General features: G+C 69.2%; 20 protein-coding genes and 1 tRNA gene. 11 read left to right on the top strand and 10 right to left on the bottom strand.

Features of this window, described 5'->3' with window-relative positions; genetic code table 11:
* Window positions 1-111 precede the first annotated feature (111 nt).
* From HEQ75_RS08490 to HEQ75_RS08540, 11 genes are all read left to right on the top strand, one after another.
* A complete protein-coding gene (locus tag HEQ75_RS08490; protein WP_168029263.1) occupies window positions 112-855 on the top strand; it encodes an SDR family oxidoreductase in 744 nt (247 codons plus the stop codon).
* Window positions 856-875: 20 nt separating this feature from the next.
* Window positions 876-1,628, top strand: coding sequence for an SDR family NAD(P)-dependent oxidoreductase (locus HEQ75_RS08495; RefSeq protein ID WP_168029265.1), 753 nt, complete (start codon window positions 876-878; stop codon window positions 1,626-1,628).
* Entirely contained in the window at window positions 1,625-2,563 is a 939-nt protein-coding gene (locus HEQ75_RS08500) for a glucokinase (protein ID WP_209318430.1), read from the top strand. The genes HEQ75_RS08495 and HEQ75_RS08500 overlap by 4 nt, the downstream gene beginning before the upstream one ends.
* Window positions 2,564-2,754: 191 nt before the next feature.
* Entirely contained in the window at window positions 2,755-5,256 is a 2,502-nt protein-coding gene (locus HEQ75_RS08505) for a glycogen/starch/alpha-glucan phosphorylase (protein WP_235961402.1), read from the top strand.
* Entirely contained in the window at window positions 5,256-7,493 is a 2,238-nt protein-coding gene (glgB, locus tag HEQ75_RS08510; protein ID WP_209318431.1) for a 1,4-alpha-glucan branching protein GlgB, read from the top strand. Before HEQ75_RS08505 ends, glgB begins: the two co-directional genes overlap by 1 nt.
* Window positions 7,477-8,748 carry a glucose-1-phosphate adenylyltransferase gene (gene glgC, locus HEQ75_RS08515; protein WP_168029267.1) on the top strand — a complete coding sequence of 424 codons (1,272 nt, stop codon included), beginning with the start codon at window positions 7,477-7,479 and terminating at the stop codon, window positions 8,746-8,748. Before glgB ends, glgC begins: the two co-directional genes overlap by 17 nt.
* Window positions 8,749-8,750: 2 nt before the next feature.
* Window positions 8,751-10,193 carry a glycogen synthase GlgA gene (gene glgA, locus HEQ75_RS08520; protein ID WP_209318442.1) on the top strand — a complete coding sequence of 481 codons (1,443 nt, stop codon included), beginning with the start codon at window positions 8,751-8,753 and terminating at the stop codon, window positions 10,191-10,193.
* A complete protein-coding gene (gene glgX / locus HEQ75_RS08525; RefSeq protein WP_209318432.1) occupies window positions 10,193-14,293 on the top strand; it encodes a glycogen debranching protein GlgX in 4,101 nt (1,366 codons plus the stop codon). Before glgA ends, glgX begins: the two co-directional genes overlap by 1 nt.
* Window positions 14,294-14,345: 52 nt before the next feature.
* The gene (locus HEQ75_RS08530; RefSeq protein ID WP_168029271.1) at window positions 14,346-15,446 is read left to right on the top strand and encodes an alpha-hydroxy acid oxidase; all 1,101 of its coding nucleotides are present in this window, start codon (window positions 14,346-14,348) and stop codon (window positions 15,444-15,446) included.
* Between the two features lie 232 nt (window positions 15,447-15,678).
* Window positions 15,679-17,625 carry a hypothetical protein gene (locus tag HEQ75_RS08535; protein ID WP_168029273.1) on the top strand — a complete coding sequence of 649 codons (1,947 nt, stop codon included), beginning with the start codon at window positions 15,679-15,681 and terminating at the stop codon, window positions 17,623-17,625.
* Window positions 17,626-17,754: 129 nt separating this feature from the next.
* The gene (locus HEQ75_RS08540; RefSeq protein ID WP_168029275.1) at window positions 17,755-18,483 is read left to right on the top strand and encodes a sulfotransferase family protein; all 729 of its coding nucleotides are present in this window, start codon (window positions 17,755-17,757) and stop codon (window positions 18,481-18,483) included.
* A gap of 108 nt (window positions 18,484-18,591) precedes the next feature.
* Here the strand turns inward: HEQ75_RS08540 and HEQ75_RS08545 are convergent.
* The 10 genes from HEQ75_RS08545 to HEQ75_RS08590 form a co-directional block, all read right to left on the bottom strand.
* Window positions 18,592-18,668, bottom strand: a tRNA-Arg gene (locus HEQ75_RS08545).
* Between the two features lie 58 nt (window positions 18,669-18,726).
* Window positions 18,727-19,839 (bottom strand): 3-isopropylmalate dehydrogenase, encoded by a 1,113-nt coding sequence (leuB, locus tag HEQ75_RS08550; protein ID WP_168029277.1) that lies wholly within the window; start codon window positions 19,837-19,839, stop codon window positions 18,727-18,729.
* 71 nt (window positions 19,840-19,910) lie between these two features.
* Window positions 19,911-20,528: a 3-isopropylmalate dehydratase small subunit gene (leuD, locus tag HEQ75_RS08555; protein ID WP_168029279.1), complete on the bottom strand. Its 618-nt coding sequence runs from the start codon at window positions 20,526-20,528 to the stop codon at window positions 19,911-19,913.
* Window position 20,529: 1 nt separating this feature from the next.
* Window positions 20,530-21,948 carry a 3-isopropylmalate dehydratase large subunit gene (gene leuC / locus HEQ75_RS08560; RefSeq protein WP_168029281.1) on the bottom strand — a complete coding sequence of 473 codons (1,419 nt, stop codon included), beginning with the start codon at window positions 21,946-21,948 and terminating at the stop codon, window positions 20,530-20,532.
* 67 nt (window positions 21,949-22,015) lie between these two features.
* Window positions 22,016-22,399 carry a 50S ribosomal protein L19 gene (rplS, locus tag HEQ75_RS08565; protein WP_168029283.1) on the bottom strand — a complete coding sequence of 128 codons (384 nt, stop codon included), beginning with the start codon at window positions 22,397-22,399 and terminating at the stop codon, window positions 22,016-22,018.
* Window positions 22,400-22,424: 25 nt separating this feature from the next.
* Entirely contained in the window at window positions 22,425-23,183 is a 759-nt protein-coding gene (gene trmD, locus HEQ75_RS08570; protein ID WP_168029285.1) for a tRNA (guanosine(37)-N1)-methyltransferase TrmD, read from the bottom strand.
* Window positions 23,180-23,686, bottom strand: a complete 507-nt coding sequence (rimM, locus tag HEQ75_RS08575; RefSeq protein WP_168029376.1) for a ribosome maturation factor RimM — start codon at window positions 23,684-23,686, stop codon at window positions 23,180-23,182. The genes trmD and rimM overlap by 4 nt, the downstream gene beginning before the upstream one ends.
* 37 nt (window positions 23,687-23,723) lie before the next feature.
* Complete coding sequence (gene rpsP, locus HEQ75_RS08580) at window positions 23,724-24,062, bottom strand: 30S ribosomal protein S16 (protein WP_168029287.1); 339 nt, start codon at window positions 24,060-24,062, stop codon at window positions 23,724-23,726.
* 22 nt (window positions 24,063-24,084) lie between these two features.
* Window positions 24,085-25,470, bottom strand: coding sequence for a signal recognition particle protein (ffh, locus tag HEQ75_RS08585; RefSeq protein ID WP_168029289.1), 1,386 nt, complete (start codon window positions 25,468-25,470; stop codon window positions 24,085-24,087).
* Between the two features lie 259 nt (window positions 25,471-25,729).
* Entirely contained in the window at window positions 25,730-25,870 is a 141-nt protein-coding gene (locus HEQ75_RS08590; RefSeq protein ID WP_168029291.1) for a hypothetical protein, read from the bottom strand.
* Window positions 25,871-25,876 lie beyond the last annotated feature (6 nt).

The raw sequence follows: 25,876 nt of genomic DNA on the forward strand, positions 1-25,876 counted from the left end.
CGCAAGGCCGCGTATCGTCGTGGGGCGATGGGCGGGGCCGCCGGGTCGGGTGGACATGACCGGCCCCGCCGCTCCACCCTGGGGGCGCAAGGGTTTCAGGGGGAACGCGCAATGGCGTCGAAATTCGCTTTGGTGACGGGGGCAGGTTCCGGCGTAGGCCGCGCGGCCAGCCTGGCGCTGGTCGAGGAGGGCTGGACGGTGGCCCTGCTCGGCCGCCGCCGCGACGCGCTGGAGGAAACGGCGGGCCTATGCCAGGGCGAGACCCTGGTGCTGCCGGCGGACGTGACCGAGCCGGCGCAGATCGACGCCGCCTTCGCCACGCTGGCGGAGAAGTTTGGCCGGCTGGACCTGCTGTTCAACAATGCGGGGAACAATGTGCCCGGCACGCCGTTCGAGGAATTGACGGCGGAGCAGTGGTTCAAGGTGGTGGCGGTCAATCTGAACGGCGTGTTCCTCTGCGCCCACGCCGCCTTCCGGATGATGGCGAAGCAGCAGCCGATGGGCGGGCGGATCATCAACAACGGATCGATCAGCGCGCATGTGCCGCGGCCGGGAAGCGCGCCCTACACCGCGACCAAGCATGCGGTCACCGGCCTGACCAAATCGATGAACCTGGACGGCCGGCGCTTCGACATCGCCGTGGGGCAGATCGACATCGGCAACGCCGCGACCCCAATGGCGGAGCGCATGGCCAAGGGCGTGCCGCAGGCGGATTGGACGATCAAGGCGGAACCACTGATGAAGGTGGACCATGTCGGCCGTGCCGTGGCGCAGATGGCCGCCTGGCCGCTGGAGACCAACGTGCTGACCATGACCATTATGGCCAGCAAGATGCCCTTCGTCGGCCGCGGCTGATTGGTGCGGGAGGACGCAAGATGAACAAGCTCGATCTCCAGGGCCGCGTCGCCATCGTCACCGGCGGCGCGCGGGGCATCGGCCTGGCCGTGGCCCGGCGCATGGTGGCCTCCGGCGCCGCCGTCTCGATCTGGGACGCGGATCCGGCGAAGGCCGAGGAAAGCCGCGCCGCGCTGGCCGCCGATGGCAGTGTCTCGGCCCAGGTGCTGGACTTGACGGATGAACTGGCGGTTGCGGAAGCCACCGCCAAGACGGTGGCCGCGCATGGCAAGGTCGATATCCTGGTCAACAATGCCGGCATCACCGGCGGCAACATGCCGGTGACGGAGATCCCGCCCGCGCAGTGGCGCCGGGTGGTGGAAGTGAACCTGACGGCGCCCTTTCTGGTGGCCCAGGCCGTGGTGCCACATCTGGTCGCCAATGGCTGGGGCCGGGTGGTGAACGTCGCCTCCGTCGCGGGCAAGGAGGGCAACCCGAACGCCGCGCACTACTCAGCCAGCAAGGCCGGGCTGATCGGCCTGACCAAGTCCCTGTCCAAGGAGCTGGCGGCAAAGGGCGTGCTGGTGAACTGTGTCACGCCGGCCGCCGCCAAGACCGACATCTTCCACCAGATGACGGAAAGCCACATTGCCTTCATGCTGTCCAAGATCCCGATGGGCCGCTTCGTCGAGGTGGAGGAGATCGCGGCGCTGATCTGCTGGCTGGCGACGCCGGACTGCTCCTTCTCCACCGGCGGCGTGTTCGACATCTCCGGCGGGCGCGCCACCTATTGAGCGCGCTTCTGGCGGACATCGGCGGCACCAACGCCCGCTTCGCGCTGCTGCAGGGCGGGCAGGTCGGGCCGCCGCTGGTGCTGCCAGTGGCGGGCCATGCCACGGCGGACGACGCGATCGCGGCCGCGCTGGCGACCCTGGCGCCGGAAGGTGGGGTTGATCGCGCGGTGCTGGCGCTGGCCGGCCCGGTGCTGGAGGAACCCGTCCGGCTGACCAATGCCGACTGGGCATTGGACAGTCGCGCCATCGCCGCGCGCTTCGGCCTCGACCGGGTGCTGCTGGTCAACGATTTCCTGGCCCAGGCCCGCGCCCTGCCGCATCTTCAGGCCGAGGACGTGCTGCCGCTTGACGGCGGCCAGGCCGTGGCCGGTGCGCCGCTGCTGGTGGTGGGACCGGGAACCGGCCTCGGCGCTGCGGGCCTGGTGCCGGCGCCGGGCGGGCCGATCGCCATCCCAACCGAGGGTGGGCATATCGGCCTGGCGGGAGAAACGGCGCGCGAGGACGCTGTGATCGCCGCGCTGCGCGCCCGCTGCGGTCGGGCAGGCGCTGAGGAAGCCCTGTCCGGACGCGGCCTGGTCAACCTGGATGCGATCTCGGCAGGGCTGCAGGGTGCCCCGGTCCCGTCGCGCGATGCGGCACAGATCGTTGCCGCAGCCACCACATGCCCGGTTGCGGGAGAGGCTGTGGTGCATTTCCTGAACTTCCTGGCGTCCTACGCCGGGGACATGGCACTGGCCTGGGGGGCGCGGGGGGGGGTCTTCATCGCCGGTGGCATTCCGCCGCGACTGTTGCATCTTCTGGATCGCGCCAGCTTTCGCGCGCGTTTCGAGGCAAAGCCGCCGATGCGCCACTGGCTGGCGGAGGTGCCGCTGGCGATCGTCACGCATCCCGCCCCGGCCTTTGCGGGGCTGGCAGCCATGGCGCAGGAACCCTGACGTTATACCAGAGGTCGCCGCATCACCTGCGCGCATGCAACTCTGCCGCTTGTATTTCATTTGGCCCCCCAGGCAAATTGCTGCAAAGCACAGCGTCGTGGCGGTGGCCCACTGCAGGCCCCCGCTCGCGCGCTGTCGCCCAGCAGCCGCCTGTGCCGCGGCCGCGACCGGACCTGAAGGAATCGAGACCGATGGACACGCCGACGACGCCGATGGCCGCCGACACCCCCGTGCCAGACGGCGCCACGGCCGCGAATGCAGGCGGCGCTGACGATGCCGCGGTGCTGCGCGAACTGATCCTGCACAAGCTGACCTATGATCTGGGGAAAAGTCGCCTTGGGGCGCGCGATCGTGACTGGTTCATTGCCACCGCGCTCGCGGTCCGCGACCGCATCGTGGATCGCTGGATCGACCTGACGCGCGCCACCTACCAGTCCGGCGCCAAGCAGGTCTATTATTTGAGCCTCGAATTCCTCATCGGCAGGTTGCTGCGCGACAACGTCTGCAACCTGGGGCTGGTCGGCGCGATCCGGGAAGCGCTGGAGCCACTCGGCGTCGATGTCGAGAAGCTGCGCATCGCGGAGCCGGACGCGGCACTGGGCAATGGTGGCCTCGGCCGTCTGGCCGCCTGCTTCATGGAGAGCATGGCAAGCCTCGCCATCCCCGCCTTCGGCTACGGCATCCGCTACGACCACGGCCTGTTCCGGCAGGTCATTCGTGATGGGTGGCAGCACGAATTCCCGGAGGACTGGCTGAATTTCGGAAATCCGTGGGAATTCGCCAGGCCGGAGATCGCACACACCATCGGCTTCGGCGGGTCGGTGGAGGCGGTGAACGTCTCGGAGGCGCGGGTAAAGCATGTGTGGAAGCCGGGCGAGACGGTGCAGGCGGTGGCCTACGACACGCCGATCGTCGGCTGGCGCGGCGCGCATGTGAACACGCTGCGCCTTTGGTCGGCGCGCGCCATGGACCAGCTGCGCCTCGATGCCTTCAACCAGGGCGACCACATCGGCGCGCTTAGCGACAAGGTGAAGGCGGAAAGCATCTCCAAGCTGCTGTACCCGTCGGATGAAAGCGCCGCCGGACAGGAATTGCGGCTGCGCCAGGAATACTTCTTCTCCTCCGCCGCGCTGCAGGACCTGGTGCGCCGGCACATGCGTGTCTACGGCGACATGCGCTCGCTCCCCGATCGGGTCGCCATCCAGCTGAACGACACGCATCCGGCGATCGTGGTGGCGGAACTGCTGCGCATCTGCGTCGACCTGCACGACATCCCGTGGGACGAGGCGTGGGAGATCACGCGCAAGACCATCAGCTACACCAACCACACCCTGCTGCCCGAGGCGCTGGAGAGCTGGCCGGTGCCCCTGATGGAGCGGCTGCTGCCGCGCCACATGCAGCTGATCTACCTGATCAACGCCTTCCACCTGGACTCCGTACGCGGCCAGCACCCGGAGGACGGGCGTCTGCTGTCCTCCGTTTCGATCATCGAGGAAGGGCATGGCCGCCGCGTGCGCATGGGCCACCTCGCGGTGGTTGGGTCGCACAAGGTGAACGGCGTATCCGCGCTGCACTCGGAATTGCTGAAGACAACCATCTTCAGCGACTTCAACCACCTGTTCCCCGGCCGCCTGACCAACAAGACCAATGGCATCACCTTCCGCCGCTGGCTGCAGCAATGCAATCCTGGCCTCACCAGCCTGCTGGTGGAAGCCTGCGGCCCAGCGGTGCTGGACGATGAGCGAGCGCTGGAGAAGCTGCGGCCGCTGGCCGACGATGCCGGCTTCCAGGCGAAGTTCGCCGGCGTGAAGCGTGCCAACAAGCAGGCGCTGGCCAATTTGATCCGCGACCAGTACCAGCTGCGCGTCGATCCGGACGCGATCTTCGACGTGCAGATCAAGCGCATCCACGAATACAAGCGCCAGTTGCTGAATGTGCTGGAAGCCGTGGCGCTGTACGATGAGATCCGCAGCCAGCCGACCAAGGCCTGGACGCCGCGGGTGAAGATCTTCGCCGGCAAGGCGGCCAGCAGCTACCACCGCGCCAAGCTCATCATCAAGCTGGCACATGACGTGGCACGGGTGGTGAACAGCGACCCCACGGTGCGCAACCTGCTGAAGGTGGTGTTCCTGCCGAACTACAACGTCTCGCTGGCCGAGATGATCGTCCCGGCGGCCGACCTGTCGGAACAGATCAGCACCGCCGGCATGGAGGCGTCGGGCACCGGCAACATGAAGCTGGCGCTGAACGGCGCGCTGACAATCGGCACGCTGGACGGCGCCAATGTCGAGATCAAGGAACATGTTGGCGACGACAACATCTTCATCTTCGGGCTGACCACCGAACAGGTGGCGCAGCACCGGGCGGAGGGCCGGCAGGGCGCCGAGTCGATCGCCCGGTCGCGCCGGTTGCAGGAGGCGCTGGAGCAGATCGAGGCGGGCGTCTTCTCCCCCGACGATCCCAGCCGCTACCGCGACCTCGTCGCCTCCCTCCGCGCTTCCGACTACTTCCTGGTGACCGCCGATTTCGACAGTTATTTCGACGCCCAACGCAAGGTTGCGGAGCACTGGCGCAACCCTGGCGCCTGGTGGCGTTCTGCCATCCTGAACACGGCGAATGTCGGGTGGTTCTCGTCCGACCGGACCATCGCCGAATACGCGCAGGAGATCTGGAACGTGCCGGTGAACCGTTGATGGTGGAATCCTGGCGCATCCCGCAGGCTGACATCGAGGCCCTGCGCGCGGCGCGCCATGGGGATCCCTTCGCCTGGCTCGGGCCACACCCGGCGCCGGGCGGGCTGGCGGTGCGGGCCTTCGTGCCCCACGCCGTGCGCCTTTCGGTGCTGCCGGCCGATGGCGGGGGCGCCGTGGCACTGGAGCGCAGGGACGAGGCCGGCATCTTCGAGGGGTTCCTGCCCGGCCGCGCTCTGCCCTTCGCCTATCGCCTGCGGGCGGAAAACGAGGGCGGGTTGTGGGAGGTGGAGGATCCCTTCCGCTTCGGACCCACTCTCGGCCCGCTCGATGACCACCTGATGGTGGAGGGCACGCACCGGCGGCTGCATGAAAGGCTGGGCGCGCACGTGGTGCGCCACGAGGGCGCTTCCGGCACGCGCTTCGCCGTCTGGGCGCCAAACGCGCAGCGTGTCTCCGTCGTCGGCGACTTCAACGAGTGGGATGGTCGGCGCCACCCCATGCGCAAGCGCGTCGATAGCGGGCTGTGGGAGGTGTTCATTCCCGGCCTCGGCGCCGGCACCGCCTACAAATATGAGATCCTCGGCATCGACGGCACCCTGCAACCGCTGAAGTCCGACCCCTTCGGCCGCGGCGCGCAGCTTCGCCCCGGCACCGCCTCCGTCATCGTCGATGAACCGGTCTTCCCCTGGGAGGATGCGGCCTTCCTGGCGCAGCGCGCCGCCCGCCAATCGCCGCGCGCCCCGATCTCGGTCTATGAGGTTCACGCGCCATCCTGGCGTCGGCATCCGGATGGACGATTCTATTCCTGGGACGATCTGGTGGTGGCCTTGGTGCCCTATGTCGCCTGGATGGGCTTCACGCATATCGAGCTGATGCCGGTGATGGAGCATCCGCTGGATGAAAGCTGGGGCTATCAGCCCATCGGCCTGCACGCGCCCACCGCCCGGCTGGGCGATGCGGAGGGGCTGAAGCGCTTCATCCTCGCCTGCCACCAGCACGACCTGGGCGTGATCCTGGACTGGGTCCCGGCGCATTTCCCGCAGGACCGGCACGGCCTGATCCGCTTCGACGGCGCCACGCTGTATGAGCACCCGGACCCCAAGCGCGGCTTCCACAAGGGCTGGGGCACCGCCACCTTCGACTTCGGTCGCCGCGAGGTGGCGGGCTTCCTCGCCTCCAACGCGCTGTACTGGCTGCAGGAATTCCATGCGGACGGGCTGCGCGTGGATGCCGTTTCCACGATGGTGCACCTGGACCATGGCCGCGCGCCGGATGACTGGACGCCGAACGAGGAAGGCGGCACGGAAAACCACGAAGCGGTGGCCTTCCTGCGCCAGGTGAACGCCCTGGTGGCGGAAGAAGCGCCGGGCGCGGCGATGTTCGCGGAGGAAGCAACCTCCTGGCCCGGCGTCACCCGCGCCGCGGTGGAGGGTGGGCTCGGCTTTCAGTTCAAGTGGAACATGGGCTGGATGAACGACACGCTGCGCTACGTGGCGATGGACCCGCTGCACCGGCGATGGCACCATAACCTGATCACCTTCGGGATGATGTACGCCTTCAGCGAGAATTTCGTCCTGCCGCTGAGCCATGACGAGGTGGTGCACGGCAAGGGCTCGCTGCTCGGCCGGCTGCCGGGTGACGACTGGCAGCGCTTCGCCACGCTGCGCGCCTATTTCGGCATGATGTGGGGCCATCCCGGCAAGAAGCTGCTGTTCATGGGCGGCGAGATCGGCCAGTGGCGCGAATGGTCGGAGGCGCGGGAACTCGATTGGTGGCTGTTGCAGTTCCCGCCGCACCAGGGCGTGCACGGCCTAGTGCGGGAGTTGAACAAGCTTTTCCGCACCCTGCCGGCGCTGCATGCCCGCGATGCGGAGCAGGAAGGCTTCCAGTGGATCGATGCCGACGACGCCGAGAACTCGGTGTTCTCCTGGCTACGGCGGGATGGCGCGGCGGGGCCACCGGTGGCCGTGCTGTGCAACCTGACCCCGGTTCCGAGGTTACATCACCGGTTCGGTCTGCCACGCGCCGGGGTTTGGCGCGAGGTGCTGAACACCGATGCAACCGCCTTCGGTGGGTCCGGCATGGGCAATATGGGCAGGGTGGTGGCGGAGAAGCTTCCGCTGCACGGACAGAAGGCGTCCGCGCAGGTGGTTCTGCCGCCGCTTGCCACCATCTACCTGATGCTGGATGAGAACGATCAAGAAGACGAGGGAGACGACCATGCCGAACAGCCGTAGCCAGGCCTCCGCCCCCCTGGCCCGCAGCGCCATGGCGTTCGTTCTTGCCGGCGGACGTGGCTCTCGCCTGATGGAGTTGACGGACCGGCGCGCCAAGCCGGCGGTGTTCTTCGGCGGCAAGTCGCGGATCATTGATTTCGCGCTGTCCAACGCCATCAATTCCGGCATCCGTCGCGTCGCCGTCGCCACCCAGTACAAGGCGCACAGCCTGATCCGCCATCTGCAGCGCGGCTGGAACTTCCTGAGGCCCGAGCGGAACGAGACCTTCGACATCCTGCCCGCCAGCCAGCGCGGCGACGGGCAGAACTGGTACCTCGGCACGGCCGACGCGGTGTACCAGAACATCGACATCATCGAGGATCTGGCGCCGCGGCACATGGTCATCCTGGCCGGTGACCATGTCTACAAGCAGGATTACGAGTACATGCTGCAGCAGCATGTGGAGTCCGGTGCCGACGTGACGGTTGGCTGCATCGCCGTGCCGCGCATGGAAGCCACGGCCTTCGGCGTGATGCATGTGGACAAGGATGCCCGCATCGTCGCCTTTCTGGAGAAGCCGAAGGACCCGCCCGGCATCCCGGGGCGCGAGGACCTGGCCCTGGCCTCCATGGGCATCTACGTCTTCGAAACGAAATTCCTGTTCGACCAACTGCGTCGCGACGCGGCGGACCCGGACAGCCAGCGCGATTTCGGGCACAACATCATCCCCTACCTGGTCAAGCACGGGAAGGCGGTGGCGCACCGCTTCGAACGCTCCTGCGTCCGTTCCAGCGCGGAGGCCAATCCCTATTGGCGCGATGCCGGCACGGTGGACGCCTATTGGGAAGCGAATATCGACCTGACGGACGTGGTGCCGGAACTCGACCTGTTCGACCGCGACTGGCCGATCTGGACCTACGCCGAGATCACCCCGCCGGCAAAGTTCGTGCATGACCTGGACGGGCGACGGGGAGAGGCGATTTCCTCCCTCGTCTCCGGCGGCTGCATCGTCTCCGGCGCCACGGCGCGCCGTTCGCTGCTGTGCACCGGGGTGCATTTGCATTCCTACGCCCGCGTCGATGGCGCCGTGATCCTGCCCTATGTCGATGTCGGCCGCGGCGCCCGCCTGTCCAATGTGGTGATCGACCGCGGCGTGCGGATCCCGGACGGCATGGTGATCGGCGAGGATCCGATCGAGGATGGCCGCCGCTTCCGCCGCACGGAAAAGGGCATCTGCCTGGTGACGCAGGCGATGCTGGACAAGATCCAGGCATGACGCTGCGCGTCCTCTCCGTCGCCTCCGAATGCGTGCCGCTGATCAAGACAGGCGGGCTTGCGGATGTCGTGGGGGCGCTGCCCTCGGCGCTGGCGGCGCAGGGCGTGAAGGTGACCACGCTGCTGCCAGGCTATCCGCAGGTGATGGCGGCGATGGGTGGCGGCCGCGCGCTGCGGCGGATCGATGACCTTTTCGGCGGCCCGGCGCGGCTGCAGCGTGGGGAGGTGGCAGGCCTCGACATCGTCGCCATCGACGCGCCGCATCTGTTCGCCAGGCCGGGCAACCCCTACCTCACCCAACAAGGCGGGGAATGGGCGGATAATGGCGTGCGTTTCGCCGCGCTGGGCGCCATCGCCGCGCTGGTCGCGACCGGCGGCGTACGCAATATCGGCTTTGACCTGGTGCATGCACATGACTGGCAGACGGGTCTGGCGCCCGCCTATCTGCGCTATGCGGCGAAACGGGTGCCCTCGGTCTTCACGGTCCACAACCTGGCCTTCCAGGGCAAGTTCCCGCTCTCCCTGTTCCCGCTGCTGGGCCTGCCGGCGGAGGCGCTCTCGGTGCAGGGGGTGGAGTATTTCGGCACCACCGGCTTTCTCAAGGCGGGGCTCTGGTACGCCGACCGCATCACCACCGTCTCCCCCACCTACGCCGCGGAAATCCGCACGCCGGAGATGGGCATGGGCCTCGATGGCCTGCTGCGCGGCCGCGCCGGCGCCGTCTCCGGCATCCTGAACGGTATCGACGCGGCGAACTGGGACCCGGCGCGGGACCCGCTGCTGCCCGCAAATTTCAGCGCCACGGACCCGGCGCCGCGCGCCGCCAACAAGGCCGCGCTGCAACGCCGACTGGGGCTGGATGAGGATGCGGAGGCGCTGCTGTTCGGCTTCGTCGGCCGCCTGACCTGGCAGAAGGGCGTGGACCTGATCCTCGGCGCGCTCGGCACGATGCTGGGCCAGGGCGCGCAGCTGGCGGTTCTGGGCAGCGGCGATGCACCGCTGGAACAGGATTGCCGCGCCGCCGCCTGGGCCAATCCGGGCCGGGTTGGTGCCGAGATCGGCTATGACGAGGCGCTGGCCCGCCAGATCTATGGCGGCGCCGACGTGGTGCTGGTGCCAAGCCGCTTCGAGCCCTGCGGCCTGGCCCAGCTTTGCGCCCTGCGCTACGGCGCCTTGCCGCTGGTGGCGCATGTCGGCGGGCTGTCGGACAGCGTGATCGACGCCAATGAGATGGCGCTGGCCGAGGGCCTGGGCACCGGCCTGCATTTCTCCCCCGTCGGGCAGGAGATGCTGGAGGCCGCAATACTTCGCGCCGCCGCGCTGTGGCGGGACAAGCCCTCCTTCACCAGGCTGCAGGCCAATGCGCTGCGCTGCGATGTCTCCTGGACCCGCTCCGCCGGGCGCTACGCCGCACTGTACCGCGACGCGATCGCCCAGGCCGCCTGATGCCCATGCTGGCTGAAGCGGCGCCCGGGCGGGCCGAACCGCTGGGCGCCACGCTGGATGCGGCGGGCGCCAACTTCGCCTATCCCGCACCGGACGCCACCACCGTGCATGTCTGCGTCTTCGACGCGCAGGAGCACGAGGTGGCGCGGATCGCCCTGCCAGGCCGCACCGGCGATGTGCATCACGGCCATATCGCCGGCATCGCCCCCGGCACGCGCTATGGGCTGCGGGTTGAAGGGCCGTTCCAGCCCTGGCACGGGCATCGCTTCAACTCGGCCAAGCTGCTGGTGGACCCCTGGGCCCGGGCGCTCGACCGCCCCTTCGCCCTGCACAGCAGCCTGTTCGACACCGGCCCCGCCCCGGACCAGCAGGACAGCGCGCCGCATTTGCCGAAGGCGGTGCTGGAAGCGCCACTGCCGGCCGCACCGGGCCGCCGGCCCGCCGGGCCGCAGGTGGTCTACGAGATGCACGTGAGGGGCTTCACGCGCCGCCATCCGGATATTCCCGAGGCGATCCGCGGCACCTTCGCCGGCCTCGCCCACCCGGCCGCGATCGCGCATCTGAGTCGCCTGGGCGTGACGACGGTAGAGTTGCTGCCGGCGGCCGCCTGGATCGACGAGCGCCATCTGCCGCCGCTCGGCCTGGCCAACTACTGGGGCTACAACCCGGTCGCCCTGCTGGCCCCCGACCCGCGCCTGGCGCCCGGTGGCATGGCGGAGGTGCGGGCGGCGGTGGCGGCGCTGCACGCGGCGGGCATCGCGGTGGTGCAGGATGTGGTCTTCAACCACACCGGCGAATGCGACGAATTCGGCCCGACCCTGTCGCTCAAGGGGCTGGGCAATGCCGCCTTCCACCGGCTGCTGCCCGGCGATTCATCGCGCTATGCGAACGATGCCGGCACCGGCAACACCCTGGCGCTGGACCGCCCTTGGCCGCTGCGCCTGGCCATGGACGCCTTCCGCCACTGGGCGGAGCAGGCGGGGCTGGACGGCTTTCGCCTCGACCTCGCCACCACGCTCGGCCGGCGCGATAAGGGCTTCGACCGGGATGCGCCGCTGCTGCAGGCGATGCGGCAGGACCCGGTGCTGCGCGATCTCTGGATCATCGCGGAGCCCTGGGACATCGGGACGGATGGGTACCAACTCGGTCGCTTTCCGCCCGGCTGGGGTGAATGGAACGACCGATTTCGCGACGATGTGCGCCGGTACTGGCGCGGCGACTCCGGGGGCGTGGCCCGCCTGGCGACGCGGCTTGCCGGCTCCACGGATGCCTTCGCCGGGCGGCCGCTGACCGACAGCGTGAACTTCGTCACCGCGCATGACGGCTTCACCCTGGCCGATCTGGTCAGCTACTCGGAGAAGCACAACCACGCGAATGGCGAGGACAACCGGGACGGCACCTCGGACAACGCCTCCTGGAACAATGGCGCGGAGGGGCCGAGCGCGGATCCGGCGGTGCAGGCGCGGCGCGCCGGCGACACCCGGGCGCTGCTGGCGACGCTGCTATTGGCGCGCGGCACGCCGATGCTGGCGATGGGTGACGAGGCTGGGCGCAGCCAGGGCGGCAACAACAACGCCTATGCCCAGGACAATGCCAGCGCCTGGTTCGACTGGAACGGGATGGATGCCGCGCTGGTCGCCTTCGCCGCCAGGCTCATTGCCGCTCGGCTGGCGCATCCGGCGCTGCACGATGCAGCGCCGCTCACCGGCGTGGCACAGGCGGATGGGCTGGCCGATGTCACCTGGCTGCGCCCCGATGGTGCGCCGATGGATCACGGCGCCTGGATCGACCCCGAAACCCGCGCCCTGATGCTGCTGCTGCACAAGGATGGCGATCGTTGTCTGCTGGCCCTGAATGCCAGCTGGGCGCCGCAGGCGCTGCACCTGCCACCCGCCCGTCCGGCGCAGCGCTGGACGCTGCTGGCCGACAGCCACACCCCCGATTCCCTCACCATCCCGGCGCAACTGCCCGCCCGCGCCGTGCTGCTGCTGGCGGAGGCGCCGCTTCCTGCGGCCAAGGCCGATGACACCACCGATCTGGCTCGCCTGGCCCGCGCCGTGGGGCTCGACACCCATTGGCACGCGATCTCCGGCGAGGAGACGGTGGTGCCGCCAGCCACGCTGCGCGCGGCGCTGGCGGCACTGGGGCTGCCGGCGGGCCAGAAAGGCGAGATCCGCGACAGCCTGGCGCGGCTTTCCGCCCCGCCCGGGCTGCCACCCTCCCGCGCCTACCGCGGTGCTGGGGCGCCGCGCCTGCCGCTGCCGCTGACCGACCGGCCCCTGATGCTGGAAATCGCCTGCGAGGATGGCAGCCTTCGCCGGCTGGAAGTGGCGGCGGAGGCGGGGGAGACGCAGCGGCTGGTGCTGCCCGATGGCAGCGCCGCGGCGCGACGGCTGGTGGATCTGCCGGCGCTGCCGGAAGGGCGGCATGTGGTGCGGCAGGCAGACCGGCCGGAGAAGGGCTGCCTGCTGACCCTGGCGTCGCCGCGTGCCTTCCTGCCCGATGCCCTGCGGGACGGTGGGCGACGCTTCGGCCTGGCGGCGCAGATCTACGCGCTGCGCGGCGCCCAGGACCAGGGGGTCGGCGATTTCAGCGCGGTGGCGGAAGCCGCCGCCATGGCCGGGGCGCAGGGCGCTCTGCTGCTGGGCCTCAGCCCGCCGCATGCGCTGTTTCCCTCCGACCGCCGGCGTGCCAGCCCCTACCACCCCTCAGACCGCCGCTTCCTGGACCCGATCTTCATCGACGTGACCGACCTGCCCCTGGTGGGACAGATGCCCGCGGTCCGCGCGGCGCTGACCCAGGCCGCGCCCGTTTTCGCCGCCTTGGCGGCCGGCGCCGCGGTGGACCATGCTGCGGTCTGGCAGGCCAAGCGCCCGGTGCTGCGTGCCGCGTGGGACGCGCTGGCGGCTGAACCCGCGGCGCTCGCCGAATTCCGCCAGGCCGGTGGGCGTTCTCTGGAGAATTTCTGCACCTTCGCCGCGCTGGAGGACCGCTTCGGCCACAGCGATGCGCGCGCCTGGCCGGACGGGCTGCGCCATGGCGACGATTTCGGCATCGCCGCCTTCAGCAACGAGGCGCGGGACGCCATCGGCTTTGCCGTCTTCCAGCAATGGCTGGCCGATACCCAACTGGCCGTGGCCGGCCGCGCCGGGGCCGGGCTGTACCGGGACCTCGCGGTGGGCGCGGCGCCGGACGGGGCGGAGATCTGGTCCGGCGACCAGCGCTTCCTGCCCGGCTTTTCCATCGGTGCGCCGCCGGATCCCTTCGCGGCGGAGGGCCAGGTCTGGGGCCTGCCGGCGCCGGACCCGCGCGCCGGCGCCGCTACCGGCCATGCCGCCTTCGCCCGGCTGATTCGCCAGAACATGCGCCACGCCGCGGCGCTGCGCATCGACCATGTGCTGGGCCTGCGCCGGCTGTTCCTGGTGCCGGAAGGCGCGAAGGGGTCGGAAGGCACTTATCTGGCGCAACCCTTCGACGACCTGCTGGCGCAGCTCATCCTCGAAAGCCGCCGCGCGCGCTGCCTGGTGGTGGGCGAGGATCTCGGCACCGTGCCGCCCGGCATCGGCCAGGCGCTGCAATCGGCGGATGTGCTGTCCTACCGCGTGCTGTGGTTCGAGCGCGCCGGGCCCGCCTTCCAGCCACCGGTGCGTTGGCCGGCCCGCGCCGCCGCCTGCGTCGCCACCCACGATTTGGCGACGCTGGAGGGCTTCTGGTCGGGCGCCGACCTCACCGAACGCGCCGCGCTCGGCCTGCTGGCGGACCCGCTGGCGGCGAAGGCGGAACGCGCGGCGGACAAGGCGGCGCTGCTGGCCGCCCTGGCCGCCGAGGGCCTGCTACCCGAAGGCGCCACGGCGGAGGGCGCGATGGATGATGCGCTGGCCGCCGCCATCCACCGATTCGTCGCCACGACGCCCGCTGCCCTGCTGCTGGCGCAGCTGGAGGACCTGGCGGCGGAGGAGACGGCGGTGAACCTGCCCGGCACGGTGGATGAACGGCCGAACTGGCGCCGGCGCCTGCCCGGCCCCGTCGCCGCCCTGCCCGACCTGCCGCGCGCCCGCGCCATCCTGGACGTGCTGCGCGCCACACGCCCCCCCGGCTAGCCGCGCCCACCGGCCCGGGGCAGACTGCGCGCCCAATGCCGAGGGGTGGAATATGTCGACCGAGGGCCAGGAACGTTTCCAGACGCTGCATGAGTTGGTGAAGGCGGCCAAGCTGCGGCTGAATGCCAATATCTGGGACTACCTGGTCGGCGCCACCGAGACCGAGACCACAATGCTGCGCAACCGCGCCGCGCTGGATGCCTGGGCCTTCCGCCCGCGCGTGCTGCGCGATGTCAGCACGGTGGACAGCGGCGGCGACTTCCTCGGCAAGCGACGCATCCGGCTGCCGGTGGCCCTCGCCCCGGTTGGTTCGCTGGACAGTTTCGATCCAGGCGGCGCCGCCACGGCCGGCCGCGCGGCGGCCGAATTCGGCGTGCCGATCATCGTCAGCAGCGTGACGGAGCCGGGGTTGGAAGGCTCGGCCCAGGCGAATCCGGACGGCGCCAAGATTTTTCAGCTCTATGTCCGCGGCGGGCCGGAGTTCGTCGACGAACACATCCACCGGGCCACGGATGCCGGCTACGACGCCTTCGCCATCACCGTGGACACGGCGCATTACAGCCGCCGTGAACGCGACATCGCCAAGCGCTTCGTCAAGCATTGGCGGGCGCGGTCCGGCGGCATGAACCACCAGGCCGCTCTGTCCTGGGCCGACATCGCCAGGGTGCGCGCAGCGCATCCGAACGTCACCCTCATCCTCAAGGGCATCGGCACCGGGGAGGATGCGGCGATGGCGGTCGAGCATGGGATCGAGGTGGTCTATGTCTCGAACCATGGCGGCCGGCAGCTCGACCACGGCCGCGGCTCGCTCGCCGTGCTGCCGGAGGTGGTGGAGGCGGTAGGCGGCCGCGCCCGGGTGTGGATGGATGGCGGCATCAGCCGCGGCACGGACCTGGTGAAGGCGGTGGCGCTGGGGGCGGAGCTGGTCGGTCTCGGTCGGCTGTACTGCTATGGCCTGGCGGCGGCAGGGCAGGAAGGCGTTGCCCGCGTGCTGAAGCTGCTGGAGGATGAGGTGCAGACCTGCCTCGGCCTGCTGGGCGCGACCAGCTTCGCCGAGGTGAACCGCAGCATGCTGCATCCGGTGGCGCCAGTGGTGATGCCACATGTGCATTCCGCCTTCCCGCTGCTGGCGGAGCCCGAGCGCGGCTACTGACTCCAAACCTGCCCGGACCCATGATCCGGACCGGGAACAGGTCGACCACGACGCAGCACATGAAGGCTTGGGGACACTGCCGCGCCACCGCCTTGCCGGGTGGCTCCGGCGGATGGAATACTCACTCCAGCCCAGTTTGACGCCCGCTTGGCTCTTCCTCCTTTTTGCCTCTACCCGAGGACCTGTGCGAGCCCCAATCATCCTTCTCCGGAGTGCTGCAAGCCTCACCCTGTTGCTTGTGGCGGTGGCCGCTGACGCGCAGCCGCGCGGGCGCAGCGGCATCTTGGTGGAAGCCCTGCCGCCGCCGCCGCCACCGGCGCCCAAACCACCCGAGGCGGATGCGCCCGCTGCAACACCGGCTCCGAACCTGCGTGTCATTCCAGTAGAGTTACCGGGTTCCGCCGGCCTCCAACGGCGGATCGGGCTGGAGGAACTCGGACTGCCGGCCGGCTTCGCCTTCAGCGCGGTTGGTAAGTCTCTCAGCGTCCCTTTGCCACGTGGCCTGCCGGGGCTTCGAGCCAGGCTGGAATTGCACCTCGATCTCGCCGCCCCCTTTCCCGGCCGGCATGCCGTTGAACTCCTAGCGAATGACCGCTTGTTGGACAGCGTCGCCTTTCCGGATGGGGCACGTCGCCTTGCATTGGATGTGGCGGTACCCGCTGCCGACGTCGCCCGACATTCCGGCGCACTGACCTTGTCCTTGCGCCTGGTCGGTACACAAGGACCTGCCACCGCCACCCTACTGCCGGACAGTGCGGTGGTAGTGCTGCTGCCGGACGCACCTGAACTGTCCGTTGCCGCGCTTTTCCGACTGCTCCCTCGGGAAACCCAGGTACTGTTGCGCCCGGGCGCGATTTCGGCGTCCGAGGCCGCAGCTGCGCTGCGCATCGGCTTGGCGCTCGCAGATAGCGGACGGCTGGTGACCATTGCGAGCGCGCCGCCTGGTCAGGCCGTGCCGGGCCGTGGTGGCGGCCGATTGTGGGAAACCGGCGCGGTGCTGGTCGGCCAGGGAGCGGAGGCGGCTGCAGCCCGGCTCATGGACGGGGTGCCGGTGCTGACACTCGGCGGGCCCGAGCCGGAGCGGGCAGCCGGGCTGCTGGCTGGCGGCTGGGCCGGCTTGGCATCGGCCGCGTCCATCCATGGCGGTACGGTCTCCACGCCGGAGATGACGGCCTCAGCCGACACCCTACCCTTCACAGGGTTGCGGGGCGACCTCACGCCCCGGCATGGCGCGCATGCCACATGGCGCCTCGGCTTCTCTGCCCGGGATCTGCCTCCGGGGACAAGGGTTGGCTCGGTGGAGGTGGCGCTGCAGGGGGCTGCCGGCCCGAGCGCCGTGGCCAGCGTGTTGCTGAACGAAGTCGTTCTCGGCGGTGGCCCCCTCTCGAGCAACGGGCAGGGCCGCTTCCTGCTGCCGGTGCCGGCCGGATTGGCTGGGCTTGAGAACCAGATCTCGGTGGAATTGCGGCGCGGCGAGCCAGCCGGCGCAGCGCAATTGCTGCCGCCCAGCCGGATCGGCCTTGTGCCGGCGGGTTCGCCAGGCGCCTTTCATGACCTGCCCGCCGCCTATGCCGGCGGTATGGAGGTGCTCGCCGACGCGCCCGGCGGGGTGTTGGTGGCGGAACAACTGAATCCTATTCTCTGGGTCTTGCGTCGGCTGCTGGCACCGACCGCCCCGTTGATGGTGCGCCTGGTGGAGCCGGGGGAAGAGGTGCGCCCTTCGGCGCCATTTCTTGCAGCAACGCGGGAGCCGCCGCAGGGCACCGACCCGGTGTTGCGCTTCGATGCCGGACGGATCCTGCTCTCGAACGCCGATGGAAGGCCGATCCTGGACCTTGCGGGGCTGCAGCGGGTGATGGCGGCACAGTTGTTGGTCGCGGAGGGGCAGCCTGGGCTCTGGCTGCGGCGGCTGGGCCCGCCACCGCTCCTACCGGCCGAGGCGCCGCGCCTGGACGACGGTGATGTTGCGCTGCTGGACGGCCAGGGTGTGGCGCTGGCGTGGCGGGGCCGCGGTCTTCCTGACGTGCGTGTGAGCTATCCGGAAGAGGCCGCCCCGACGCCCGCCCTGCACGGCCCGTTGATGCCTTGGCGGCCCTGGGTGGTTGGCACCGCTTGGCTGGCCGGACTGGCCTTGGTGATCTATGCCTTCATCCGTCCACGGCGCGACGCCCGGCGCTGAACCTTCACTTCACCTCGTCGTGAGAACGGGCTGGCGGCGAGGCTCCGCGAGCCATCTGGGCGTTGACAGTCTGGCACTGCCAGGGCCCCAGGATCCTCTTGGGCAAGACAGCCACGCTGGAGGATTCCATTGCACGAGACCCGCATGGATGCGGCAGCGCCTGACGCCAAAACCGGCTTGCCGCCGCAGATCGTCTTCGTTCACCTGCCGAAGACCGGCGGGTTCGCCTTGCACGCAGCCCTGGAGCGTGGCCTGCCGGCGGGCAGCGTGCTGCGCATTGGCGACAGTACCGCGCAGGCGGCCTTCCGATCGATGCGACCCGCCGATGTTGCCCGCTATCGGTTGGTCAGCGGCCACTTCACATTCGAGGAAGCGCTCGCCCTGGCTCCACCGGGCGCACGTTTTGCCACGCTATTGCGCGACCCAGTGGCCCGGCTCCTGTCTGCTTTCAACTACATGTCCACCTGGACCGAGCATCCACTGCACGACAGTTTCCGCAACCGCGGCTTTGCCGAATTCATCGCTGATTCGGGACGGGAGTTGGCCGCCGAGGCCTGCCGGCAGTTGACCGGGCGGAGCACGGCAGCCGAGGCAATTCCTGTCCTGGAAAGCTGCTACGGCCTGGTCGGGACCACTGAACGGCTCACCGATGTTTCGCTTCATCTGCATCGATGGCTGGACCTGCCGCCACAGGCGCCGGGGCGGGAGAACGTGACGGCGGGGCAGGGCCGCATCACGCTGACCTGCGAGACCTGTGAGCAACTTCTGGACCTGACGCGTGAGGACCGGGCGTTGTATCGCCACATCGCGGATCGCCATGCGGGCCTCATGCTGCACAGTGCCTACGCGGCAGCCTGACCGCCTTCAACCACCCGACCGCAGAAGCGCCTTCGTCGCCAAGGCCCGCAAATGCGGAAAGGCCGGATCTATGAAGATCCGGCCTTTCCGCAAGCAGATGAAATCCCGTGGCGGACCCGAAGAGATTCGAACTCCTAACCCCCAGATCCGTAGTCTGGTGCTCTATCCAATTGAGCTACGGGTCCGCGACGGGAGCCGGTAGATAGCGGGCAGCACCCAAGCGCGCAAGCCCGCCATCCGCTTCTATGACGAGAGTTTTTCAAGCTCGCGCAACACTGCCTCGCCCATCACGCTGGTGCCCACGCGGGCCATGCCGGGGGCCATGATATCGGCCGTGCGCAGACCGCCGCCGAGTACCTTCTCCACCGCCTGCTCGATCAGCGCCGCGTCCTCGTCCATGCCAAAGGACAGGCGCAACAGCATGGCGAAGGACAGGATCTGGGCGCTGGGATTCGCCACCCCCTTGCCGGCGATGTCCGGGGCAGAGCCATGAATCGGCTCGTACAACGCGGTGCGGCGGCCATCCGCCTGCAGCGCGCCGATGGTGGCGGAAGGCAGCATGCCAAGCGAGCCGGTCAGTGCCGCCGCCAGATCGGACAGCACATCGCCAAACAGATTGCCGCCCAGCACCACGTCAAACTGCTTCGGCCGGCTGGCCAGCTGCATGGCACAATTGTCCGCGTACATGTGCTCCAGCTCGACATCCGGGTATTCCGCCTTGCCGATCTCGCCGACCACGGCCCGCCACAGGCGGCCGGACTGCATGACGTTGGCCTTCTCGACGCTGGTCACCTTGTTGCGGCGCTTGCGCGCCAGGTCGAAGGCGACGCGGGCCACGCGAGCGATCTCGTCCTCCGAGTAGATTTCGGTGTCGACACCAACGCGGCGGCCCTGCTCGTTCAGGTGGATGCCGCGCGGCTCGCCGAAGTAGATGCCGCCGGTCGTCTCCCGCACAATCATGATATCCAGGCCCCGCACCAGGTCGGGACGCAGCGCAGAGGCGTCGATCAGCGCGTCCAGCACCACCGCAGGGCGCAGATTGGCGAACAGTTGCAGATCCTTGCGCAGCCGCAGGATGCCCAGTTCCGGGCGCCGGTCGAAAGGCAGGCTGTCCCAGCGCGGCCCGCCGACAGAGCCGAACAGCACCGCATCGGCACGCCTCGCCGCTGCTACTGTCTCATCCGGGCAGGGCGAGCCGGTGGCATCCAGCGCGGCGCCGCCCACCAGGCCTTCCTCGATCTCAAAGGTCACGCTGCGGCGGCGGTCCATCCAGTCGATGATGCGTCGCACCTCGCGCATCACCTCCGGCCCGATGCCGTCGCCCGGCAGGATGAGAAGCTTCTTGTTGGCGGGCATGGTTCGTCCTGTCGGCAAAGGCCTCCCCCGCGGGGAGGGTCGGGGTGGGGACCAGGACGGCCCCCGATCGGTCAGGCCTCGGCGTAGAGCCAGGGCTGGGCGGCACGCTGCTGCGCCTCGAACCCATCAATGGCGGGCGCGTGCTGCATGGTCTGGCCGATATCGTCCAGGCCATTCAGCATCAGGTGCCGGCGAAAGGGATCAATCTGGAAGGAAATCTCCTCCCCGTTCGGGCGCACCACCACCTGGCGCTCCAGGTCCACCGTGATGCGTGCATTCCCGCCCATGCGGGAATCCTCCATCAACTGCTCGCACACCTCGCGCGGCAGCGGAACCGGCAGCACGCCGTTCTTGAAGCAGTTGGAGTGGAAGATGTCGGCGAAATCCGGCGCAATGACACAGCGGATGCCGAAATCCAGCAGCGCCCAAGGCGCGTGCTCGCGGGAGGAGCCGCAGCCGAAATTGTCGAAGGCGATCAGGATCTCCGCCTGACGGTAGGGTTCCTGGTTCAGCACGAATTCCGGATTCTCCGACCCGTCCTCCCGATAGCGCATATTCGCAAACAGCGACTTGCCGAGCCCGGTGCGCGCAATGGTCTTGAGGAAGCGGGCCGGGATGATCTTGTCGGTGTCGATGTTGGCGGCCGGCATTGGCGCGGCGACGCCCGTCAGCGTGGTGAAGGCCTTCATCTCACACACCCTCCTGCAGCTTGCGGACATCGACCAGCATGCCGTGAATGGCCGCCGCCGCTGCCATGGCCGGGGAGACGAGGTGGGTGCGCCCGCCCGGTCCCTGTCGGCCCTCGAAGTTGCGGTTGCTGGTGCTGGCACTGCGCTGGCCGGGGGTCAGCTTGTCAGGGTTCATGCCGAGGCACATGGAACAGCCGGCCTCGCGCCACTCGAAGCCCGCTTCCTTCAGGATCAGGTCCAGCCCCTCATCCTCCGCCTGCTTCTTCACCAGGCCGGAGCCTGGCACCACCAGGGCGCGCACGCCATCGGCCACCTTGCGGCCGCGGGCGATCGCGGCGGCGGCACGGATATCCTCGATGCGGGAATTGGTGCAGGAGCCGATGAAGGCGACGTCGATCTTCAGCCCTTCCAGCTTCTGGCCCGGCTGCAGGTCCATGTACTGCAGCATGCGCGCCATCTGCGCCCGGCGGTCCTCGTCGGCCACCAGCGCCGGATCCGGCACAGTACCGGTGATCGGCAGCACGGCTTCCGGGTTGGTGCCCCAGGTCACCTGCGGCGCGATACCGGCAGCGTCCAGCCGCACTTCCTTGTCGAAATGTGCGCCCTCATCCGTCGGCAGCGTTTTCCACCAGCCGACGGCACGTTCATATGCCTCGCCCTTCGGCGCGAAGGGCCGACCCTTCACGTAGTCGAAGGTGGTCTGGTCCGGCGCCACCATGCCGGCCCGGGCGCCGGCCTCGATGGTCATGTTACAGAGCGTCATGCGCCCGGCCATGTCCAACGCGCGGATCGCCTCGCCAGCGTATTCGATCACATGGCCCGTGCCGCCGCCGGTGCCGATCCGGCCGATGATGGCCAGCACGATGTCCTTGGCGGTGCAGCCTGCGGGCAGCGTGCCATCCACCGTGATGCGCATGTTCTTCGCCGGCTTCTGCAGCAGCGTCTGCGTGGCGAGCACATGCTCCACCTCCGAAGTGCCGATGCCGAAGGCCAGCGCGCCCATGGCGCCGTGGGTGGAGGTGTGGCTGTCGCCGCAGACCAACGTCATTCCCGGCAGGGACAAGCCGAGTTCCGGCCCGATGACGTGGACGATCCCCTGGCGGATATCCGTCAGTGGGATGTAAGGAACGCCGAACTCGGCGACGTTCCTCTCCAGCGTCTCAACCTGCTGGCGGCTTTCCGGATCCTCGATGCGGCCGTAGCGGGAGGCGTCGGTGGCGATGTTGTGGTCCACCACCGCGATCGTTGCATCCGGCCGTCGCACGCGGCGGCCGGCCAGGCGAAGGCCTTCGAAGGCCTGGGGGCTGGTGACTTCGTGGGTGAGATGCTTGTCGATGTAGAGTACCGCCGTGCCGTCCGGCAGCGTCTCCACCACATGGGCGTCCCAGATCTTGTCGAACAGCGTGCGTGGCTTGGCCATCGCCTTCCCCCTTGTCCTTCGTCCTCCAACCCGAGGGCCCCGCCGGCGCGGCGGGGCCGCTGCCGGGTCAGGCGGTCGCGGTCTCGCGCTTGTCGCGCGCCCGCTCCTCGATTCGCGCGGACTTGCCGGTGCGGCCGCGCAGGTAATACAGCTTCGCGCGCCGTACCTTGCCACGGCGAACCACGATGATCTCCGCCACGTTCGGCGAATACAGCGGGAAGATGCGCTCCACACCCTCGCCATAGGACAGCTTGCGGACGGTGAAGTTGCTGTTCAGGCCGCGGTTGCTGCGGGCGATGCAGACGCCTTCATAGGCCTGCACACGCGTGCGCTCGCCTTCCACCACCTTCACCATGACGCGGAGGGTATCGCCCGCGTCGAAGCTGGGGGTCGGGCGGCTGGCGGAGAGGCGCGCCTGCTGGGCGGCCTCGAACTGCTGGAGCAGGTTCATCGGTTGGTCCTTTGCTTCATTGGATCTAGGCGGCGGCCGGGTGGCCGTCCAGCCGCCCCGCCTCAGCCGGTTCATGGGATTCCGCCCGTCGGCGGAGATGTCGGTCCCAGAGATCGGGGCGCCGCGCGCGGGTCGCGGCCTCCGCCTCCGTTCGGCGCCAGCGCGCCACCTCGGCATGATGACCGGAGAGCAGCACCGGCGGCACTGCGCGGCCCTGCCATTCGGCCGGGCGCGTGTAGTGCGGATACTCCAGCAGTCCCTCGGTGCCGTGGCTTTCCTCCTCCGCGCTCGCTGCCGCGCCCATCACGCCCGGCAGCAGCCGGACGCAGGCATCGAGCAGCAGCAGCGCCGCCGGCTCGCCGCCCGACAGCACGACGTCGCCGGCAGAGACCTCGACCATGCCGCGGGCCTCGATCACTCGCTGGTCGACCCCTTCGTAGCGGCCGCAGAGCAGCACCACGCCCGGCCCGGCGGCCAGGTCACGGACCAGGGCCTGGTCCAGCAGCCGCCCGCGCGGCGTTAGGTAGACCAGAGGCGCAGCGGGGGATTCCGCCACCGCCGCCGCGCAAGCCGCGTCCAGCACATCCGGCCGCATCACCATCCCCGCCCCGCCGCCGAAAGGCGTATCGTCGACCGTGCGATGCCGATCCGTCGCGAAGCCGCGGATGTCCATCGCGCGCAGCCCCCAACGCCCCTCGCGCAGCGCCCGGCCGGCAAGCGACAGGCCGAGCGGTCCGGGGAACATCTCCGGGAACAGGGTCAGGATGTTGGCCTGCCAGGTCATGCGGCCGCGTCCTCGCCCGGGCGGGGCGGCACGACCACCTCCTCCGGCGGCACCACGGTCAGCCGGCCGCCGGCGATGTCCACCACCGGCACCACGGCGCGGGTGAAGGGCAGCAGCAATTCGCCCGCCGGGCCATCCACCACCAGGATGGCACCGGCACCGTAATCCTCCACCGCGCGCACCGAGCCAATCTCGGTCCCATCCGCCCCGAAGGCGGCAAGGCCTTCCAGGTCGCACAGGAAGAACTCCTCGGGATCCGCGGGGGGCGGCAGGCGGTCGCGGTCGATGAACAGCTTGGTGCCGGTCAGGCGCGCGGCTTGGTCGCGGTCGGCCACACCGTCGATGCGCCCGATGCCGTCGGGCATCGGCGTCACCACGAAGCGGCGCGTGCCGGATTCGTCCGTCAGCGGCCCGTAGCTGCCAATGGCGTGCGGGTCGGTGGTGAAGGCGTGCAGACGCACCAGGCCCCGCACGCCGTGCGGCCGCCCGATTTCCCCCACCATCACGCGTCGCACCCGCGCCACCGCCAGCACCGTCCGTTCAGCCGGCCGCGGCGTTCGCGGCGGCGCGTTCCTGCGCCTTCTTCTTCGGCGCGGACTGCTTCGGCTGTTCCGGATACACGGGCATCGGTGCCAGGCCGGCATGGCCCAGGAACTTGGCCACGCGCTCCGTCGGCAGGGCGCCGACGGACTTCCAATGCGTGATGCGTTCGGCGAACAGGCGCACGCGATCGGGGTGGTCCGACGGCAGCATCGGGTTGTAGCTGCCCAGCTTCTCGATGAAGCGGCCGTCACGCGGGCTGCGGCTGTCCGCCACCACGATGTGGTAGTAGGGACGCTTCTTGGCGCCGGCGCGCGCGAGGCGGATCTTGAGGCCCATGAGGGTTACCTTCTCCTGATCTTTAGAAAGGTCGTTTGTTGCCAAGGCCGGGCATCAGCGAGGCGAGACCACCGCGCATCAGCCCCTTCTGGCCCATCTTGTTCATCCGCTTCATCATGTCCGACATGTCGTCGAACTGCTTCAGCAGGCGATTGATTTCCTGCACCGTCGTGCCGGAGCCCGCGGCGATGCGCTTCTTGCGCGAGGCCTTGATCAGCTCCGGCTTGCGCCGTTCCTTCACCGTCATCGAGGAGATGATGGCGGCCTGCCGCTTCAGCATGGACTGGTCGAGGTTCGCGTTCTCGATCTGCGCCTTCATCTTGCCAATGCCGGGCAGCATGCCGAGGATGCCGGACAGCGAGCCCATCTTGCCGATCTGCTTGATCTGCTGGGCATAGTCCTCGAGGTCGAACGACCCCTTCTGCATCTTCTTCGCGAGCTTCTCGGCTTCCGCCTGGTCGATCGTCTCGGCGGCCCTTTCGACCAGCGAGACGATGTCGCCCATGCCGAGGATGCGGTTGGCGATGCGATCGGGGTGGAAGTCCTCCAGCGCATCAAGCTTCTCGCCGGCACCCAGGAGCTTGATCGGCGCGCCGGTGATGGCGCGCATGGACAGCGCCGCGCCGCCCCGTGCGTCGCCATCCACGCGCGTCATGACGATGCCCGTGACGCCGACCTGCTCGTTGAAGGCGCGAGCCGTCTGCACCGCATCCTGACCGGTCATCGCATCGACGACCAGCAGCGTCTCATGCGGTTTTGCGAAGGCCTTCACCGCGGCCACTTCGGCCATCAGCTCGGCATCGATGGAAAGCCGGCCGGCGGTGTCCAGGATGACCACGTCGAACAACTCGCGCCGTGCCAAATCCATGGCGCGGGCGGCAATCTCCAGCGGCCGCTGGCCGGCGACGATCGGCAGGCAGGTGACCTCGGCGCGATCCGCCAGCTGCTGCAGCTGCAGCTGCGCTGCCGGGCGATGCACGTCGAGCGAGGCCAGCAGGACTTTCTTCCGCTCCCGCGTTCGCAGCCGCAGCGCGATCTTGCCGGAAGTGGTGGTCTTACCCGAACCCTGCAGCCCGACCATAAGGATCGGCAGCGGCGACGGTGCGTTCAGGTCGATGCCGCGCTTGCCATCATCCCCTTCCCCGCCGCCCAACGCCTCCACCAGCGCATCATTGACGATCTTGATGACCTGCTGCGCCGGAGAGACGCTGCGAATCACTTCCTGCCCCACCGCGCGGTCCCGGACGCGGTTGACCAGGTCACGCACAACCGGCAGGGCGACATCGGCCTCCAGCAGCGCAATGCGGACTTCCCGCAGCGCCTCCTGGACATCGGAATCGGACAGTGCGCCGCGGCGGCGCAGCTTGTCGAAGACCCCCGTCAGCCGGTTGCCCAAAGCCTCAAACATGGTGCGCCTCGCCCATCGTGGCGGCCTGATACCTCGGTAGCCATTGCGTTCGCCCCAAACGAAATCGCGCCGCTGCGCGAGCCTTCGCGGAGCGGCGGAGCCGACCCGCACGAAGCAGGACGACCGATTGGCCCAGGGCGGACCGGAAGAGCCCGACTAGCGGCGCCTGTCGCCTGCGTCAAGCGCGCACCGATGCAAAGCCCGAAGCCAACCGCCGGGTGGCAGACGAATTGCGCCGGCGATGTGAGGGTACCCCCTTTCAGTCCGGCTTGCGCCCCACCACCACCAGATCGCGCAGTGCAGCGGCCAGCAGCCGCGCAGCCTCCTCATCGCTATCCCAGCAGGCGGAATACAGCGCCGGTTCCAGTGCCAGACCGGCCGCCTGCATCGCGTCCAGCACTTCTGC

Source organism: Falsiroseomonas selenitidurans, from assembly GCF_012103215.1.
GTDB lineage: Bacteria > Pseudomonadota > Alphaproteobacteria > Acetobacterales > Acetobacteraceae > Falsiroseomonas > Falsiroseomonas selenitidurans.

Coding starts and splice junctions, on each gene's coding strand:
- rplS (WP_168029283.1), bottom strand. CDS start 22,399: ATGAACCTGCTCCAGCAGTTCGAGGCCGCCCAGCAGGCGCGCCTCTCC.
- leuD (WP_168029279.1), bottom strand. CDS start 20,528: ATGAAGGCCTTCACCACGCTGACGGGCGTCGCCGCGCCAATGCCGGCC.
- rpsP (WP_168029287.1), bottom strand. CDS start 24,062: ATGGGCCTCAAGATCCGCCTCGCGCGCGCCGGCGCCAAGAAGCGTCCC.
- HEQ75_RS08530 (WP_168029271.1), top strand. CDS start 14,346: ATGTCGACCGAGGGCCAGGAACGTTTCCAGACGCTGCATGAGTTGGTG.
- glgX (WP_209318432.1), top strand. CDS start 10,193: ATGCCCATGCTGGCTGAAGCGGCGCCCGGGCGGGCCGAACCGCTGGGC.
- HEQ75_RS08495 (WP_168029265.1), top strand. CDS start 876: ATGAACAAGCTCGATCTCCAGGGCCGCGTCGCCATCGTCACCGGCGGC.
- glgC (WP_168029267.1), top strand. CDS start 7,477: ATGCCGAACAGCCGTAGCCAGGCCTCCGCCCCCCTGGCCCGCAGCGCC.
- leuB (WP_168029277.1), bottom strand. CDS start 19,839: ATGCCCGCCAACAAGAAGCTTCTCATCCTGCCGGGCGACGGCATCGGG.
- leuC (WP_168029281.1), bottom strand. CDS start 21,948: ATGGCCAAGCCACGCACGCTGTTCGACAAGATCTGGGACGCCCATGTG.
- trmD (WP_168029285.1), bottom strand. CDS start 23,183: ATGACCTGGCAGGCCAACATCCTGACCCTGTTCCCGGAGATGTTCCCC.
- ffh (WP_168029289.1), bottom strand. CDS start 25,470: ATGTTTGAGGCTTTGGGCAACCGGCTGACGGGGGTCTTCGACAAGCTG.
- HEQ75_RS08490 (WP_168029263.1), top strand. CDS start 112: ATGGCGTCGAAATTCGCTTTGGTGACGGGGGCAGGTTCCGGCGTAGGC.
- HEQ75_RS08505 (WP_235961402.1), top strand. CDS start 2,755: ATGGACACGCCGACGACGCCGATGGCCGCCGACACCCCCGTGCCAGAC.
- glgB (WP_209318431.1), top strand. CDS start 5,256: ATGGTGGAATCCTGGCGCATCCCGCAGGCTGACATCGAGGCCCTGCGC.
- rimM (WP_168029376.1), bottom strand. CDS start 23,686: ATGGTGGGGGAAATCGGGCGGCCGCACGGCGTGCGGGGCCTGGTGCGT.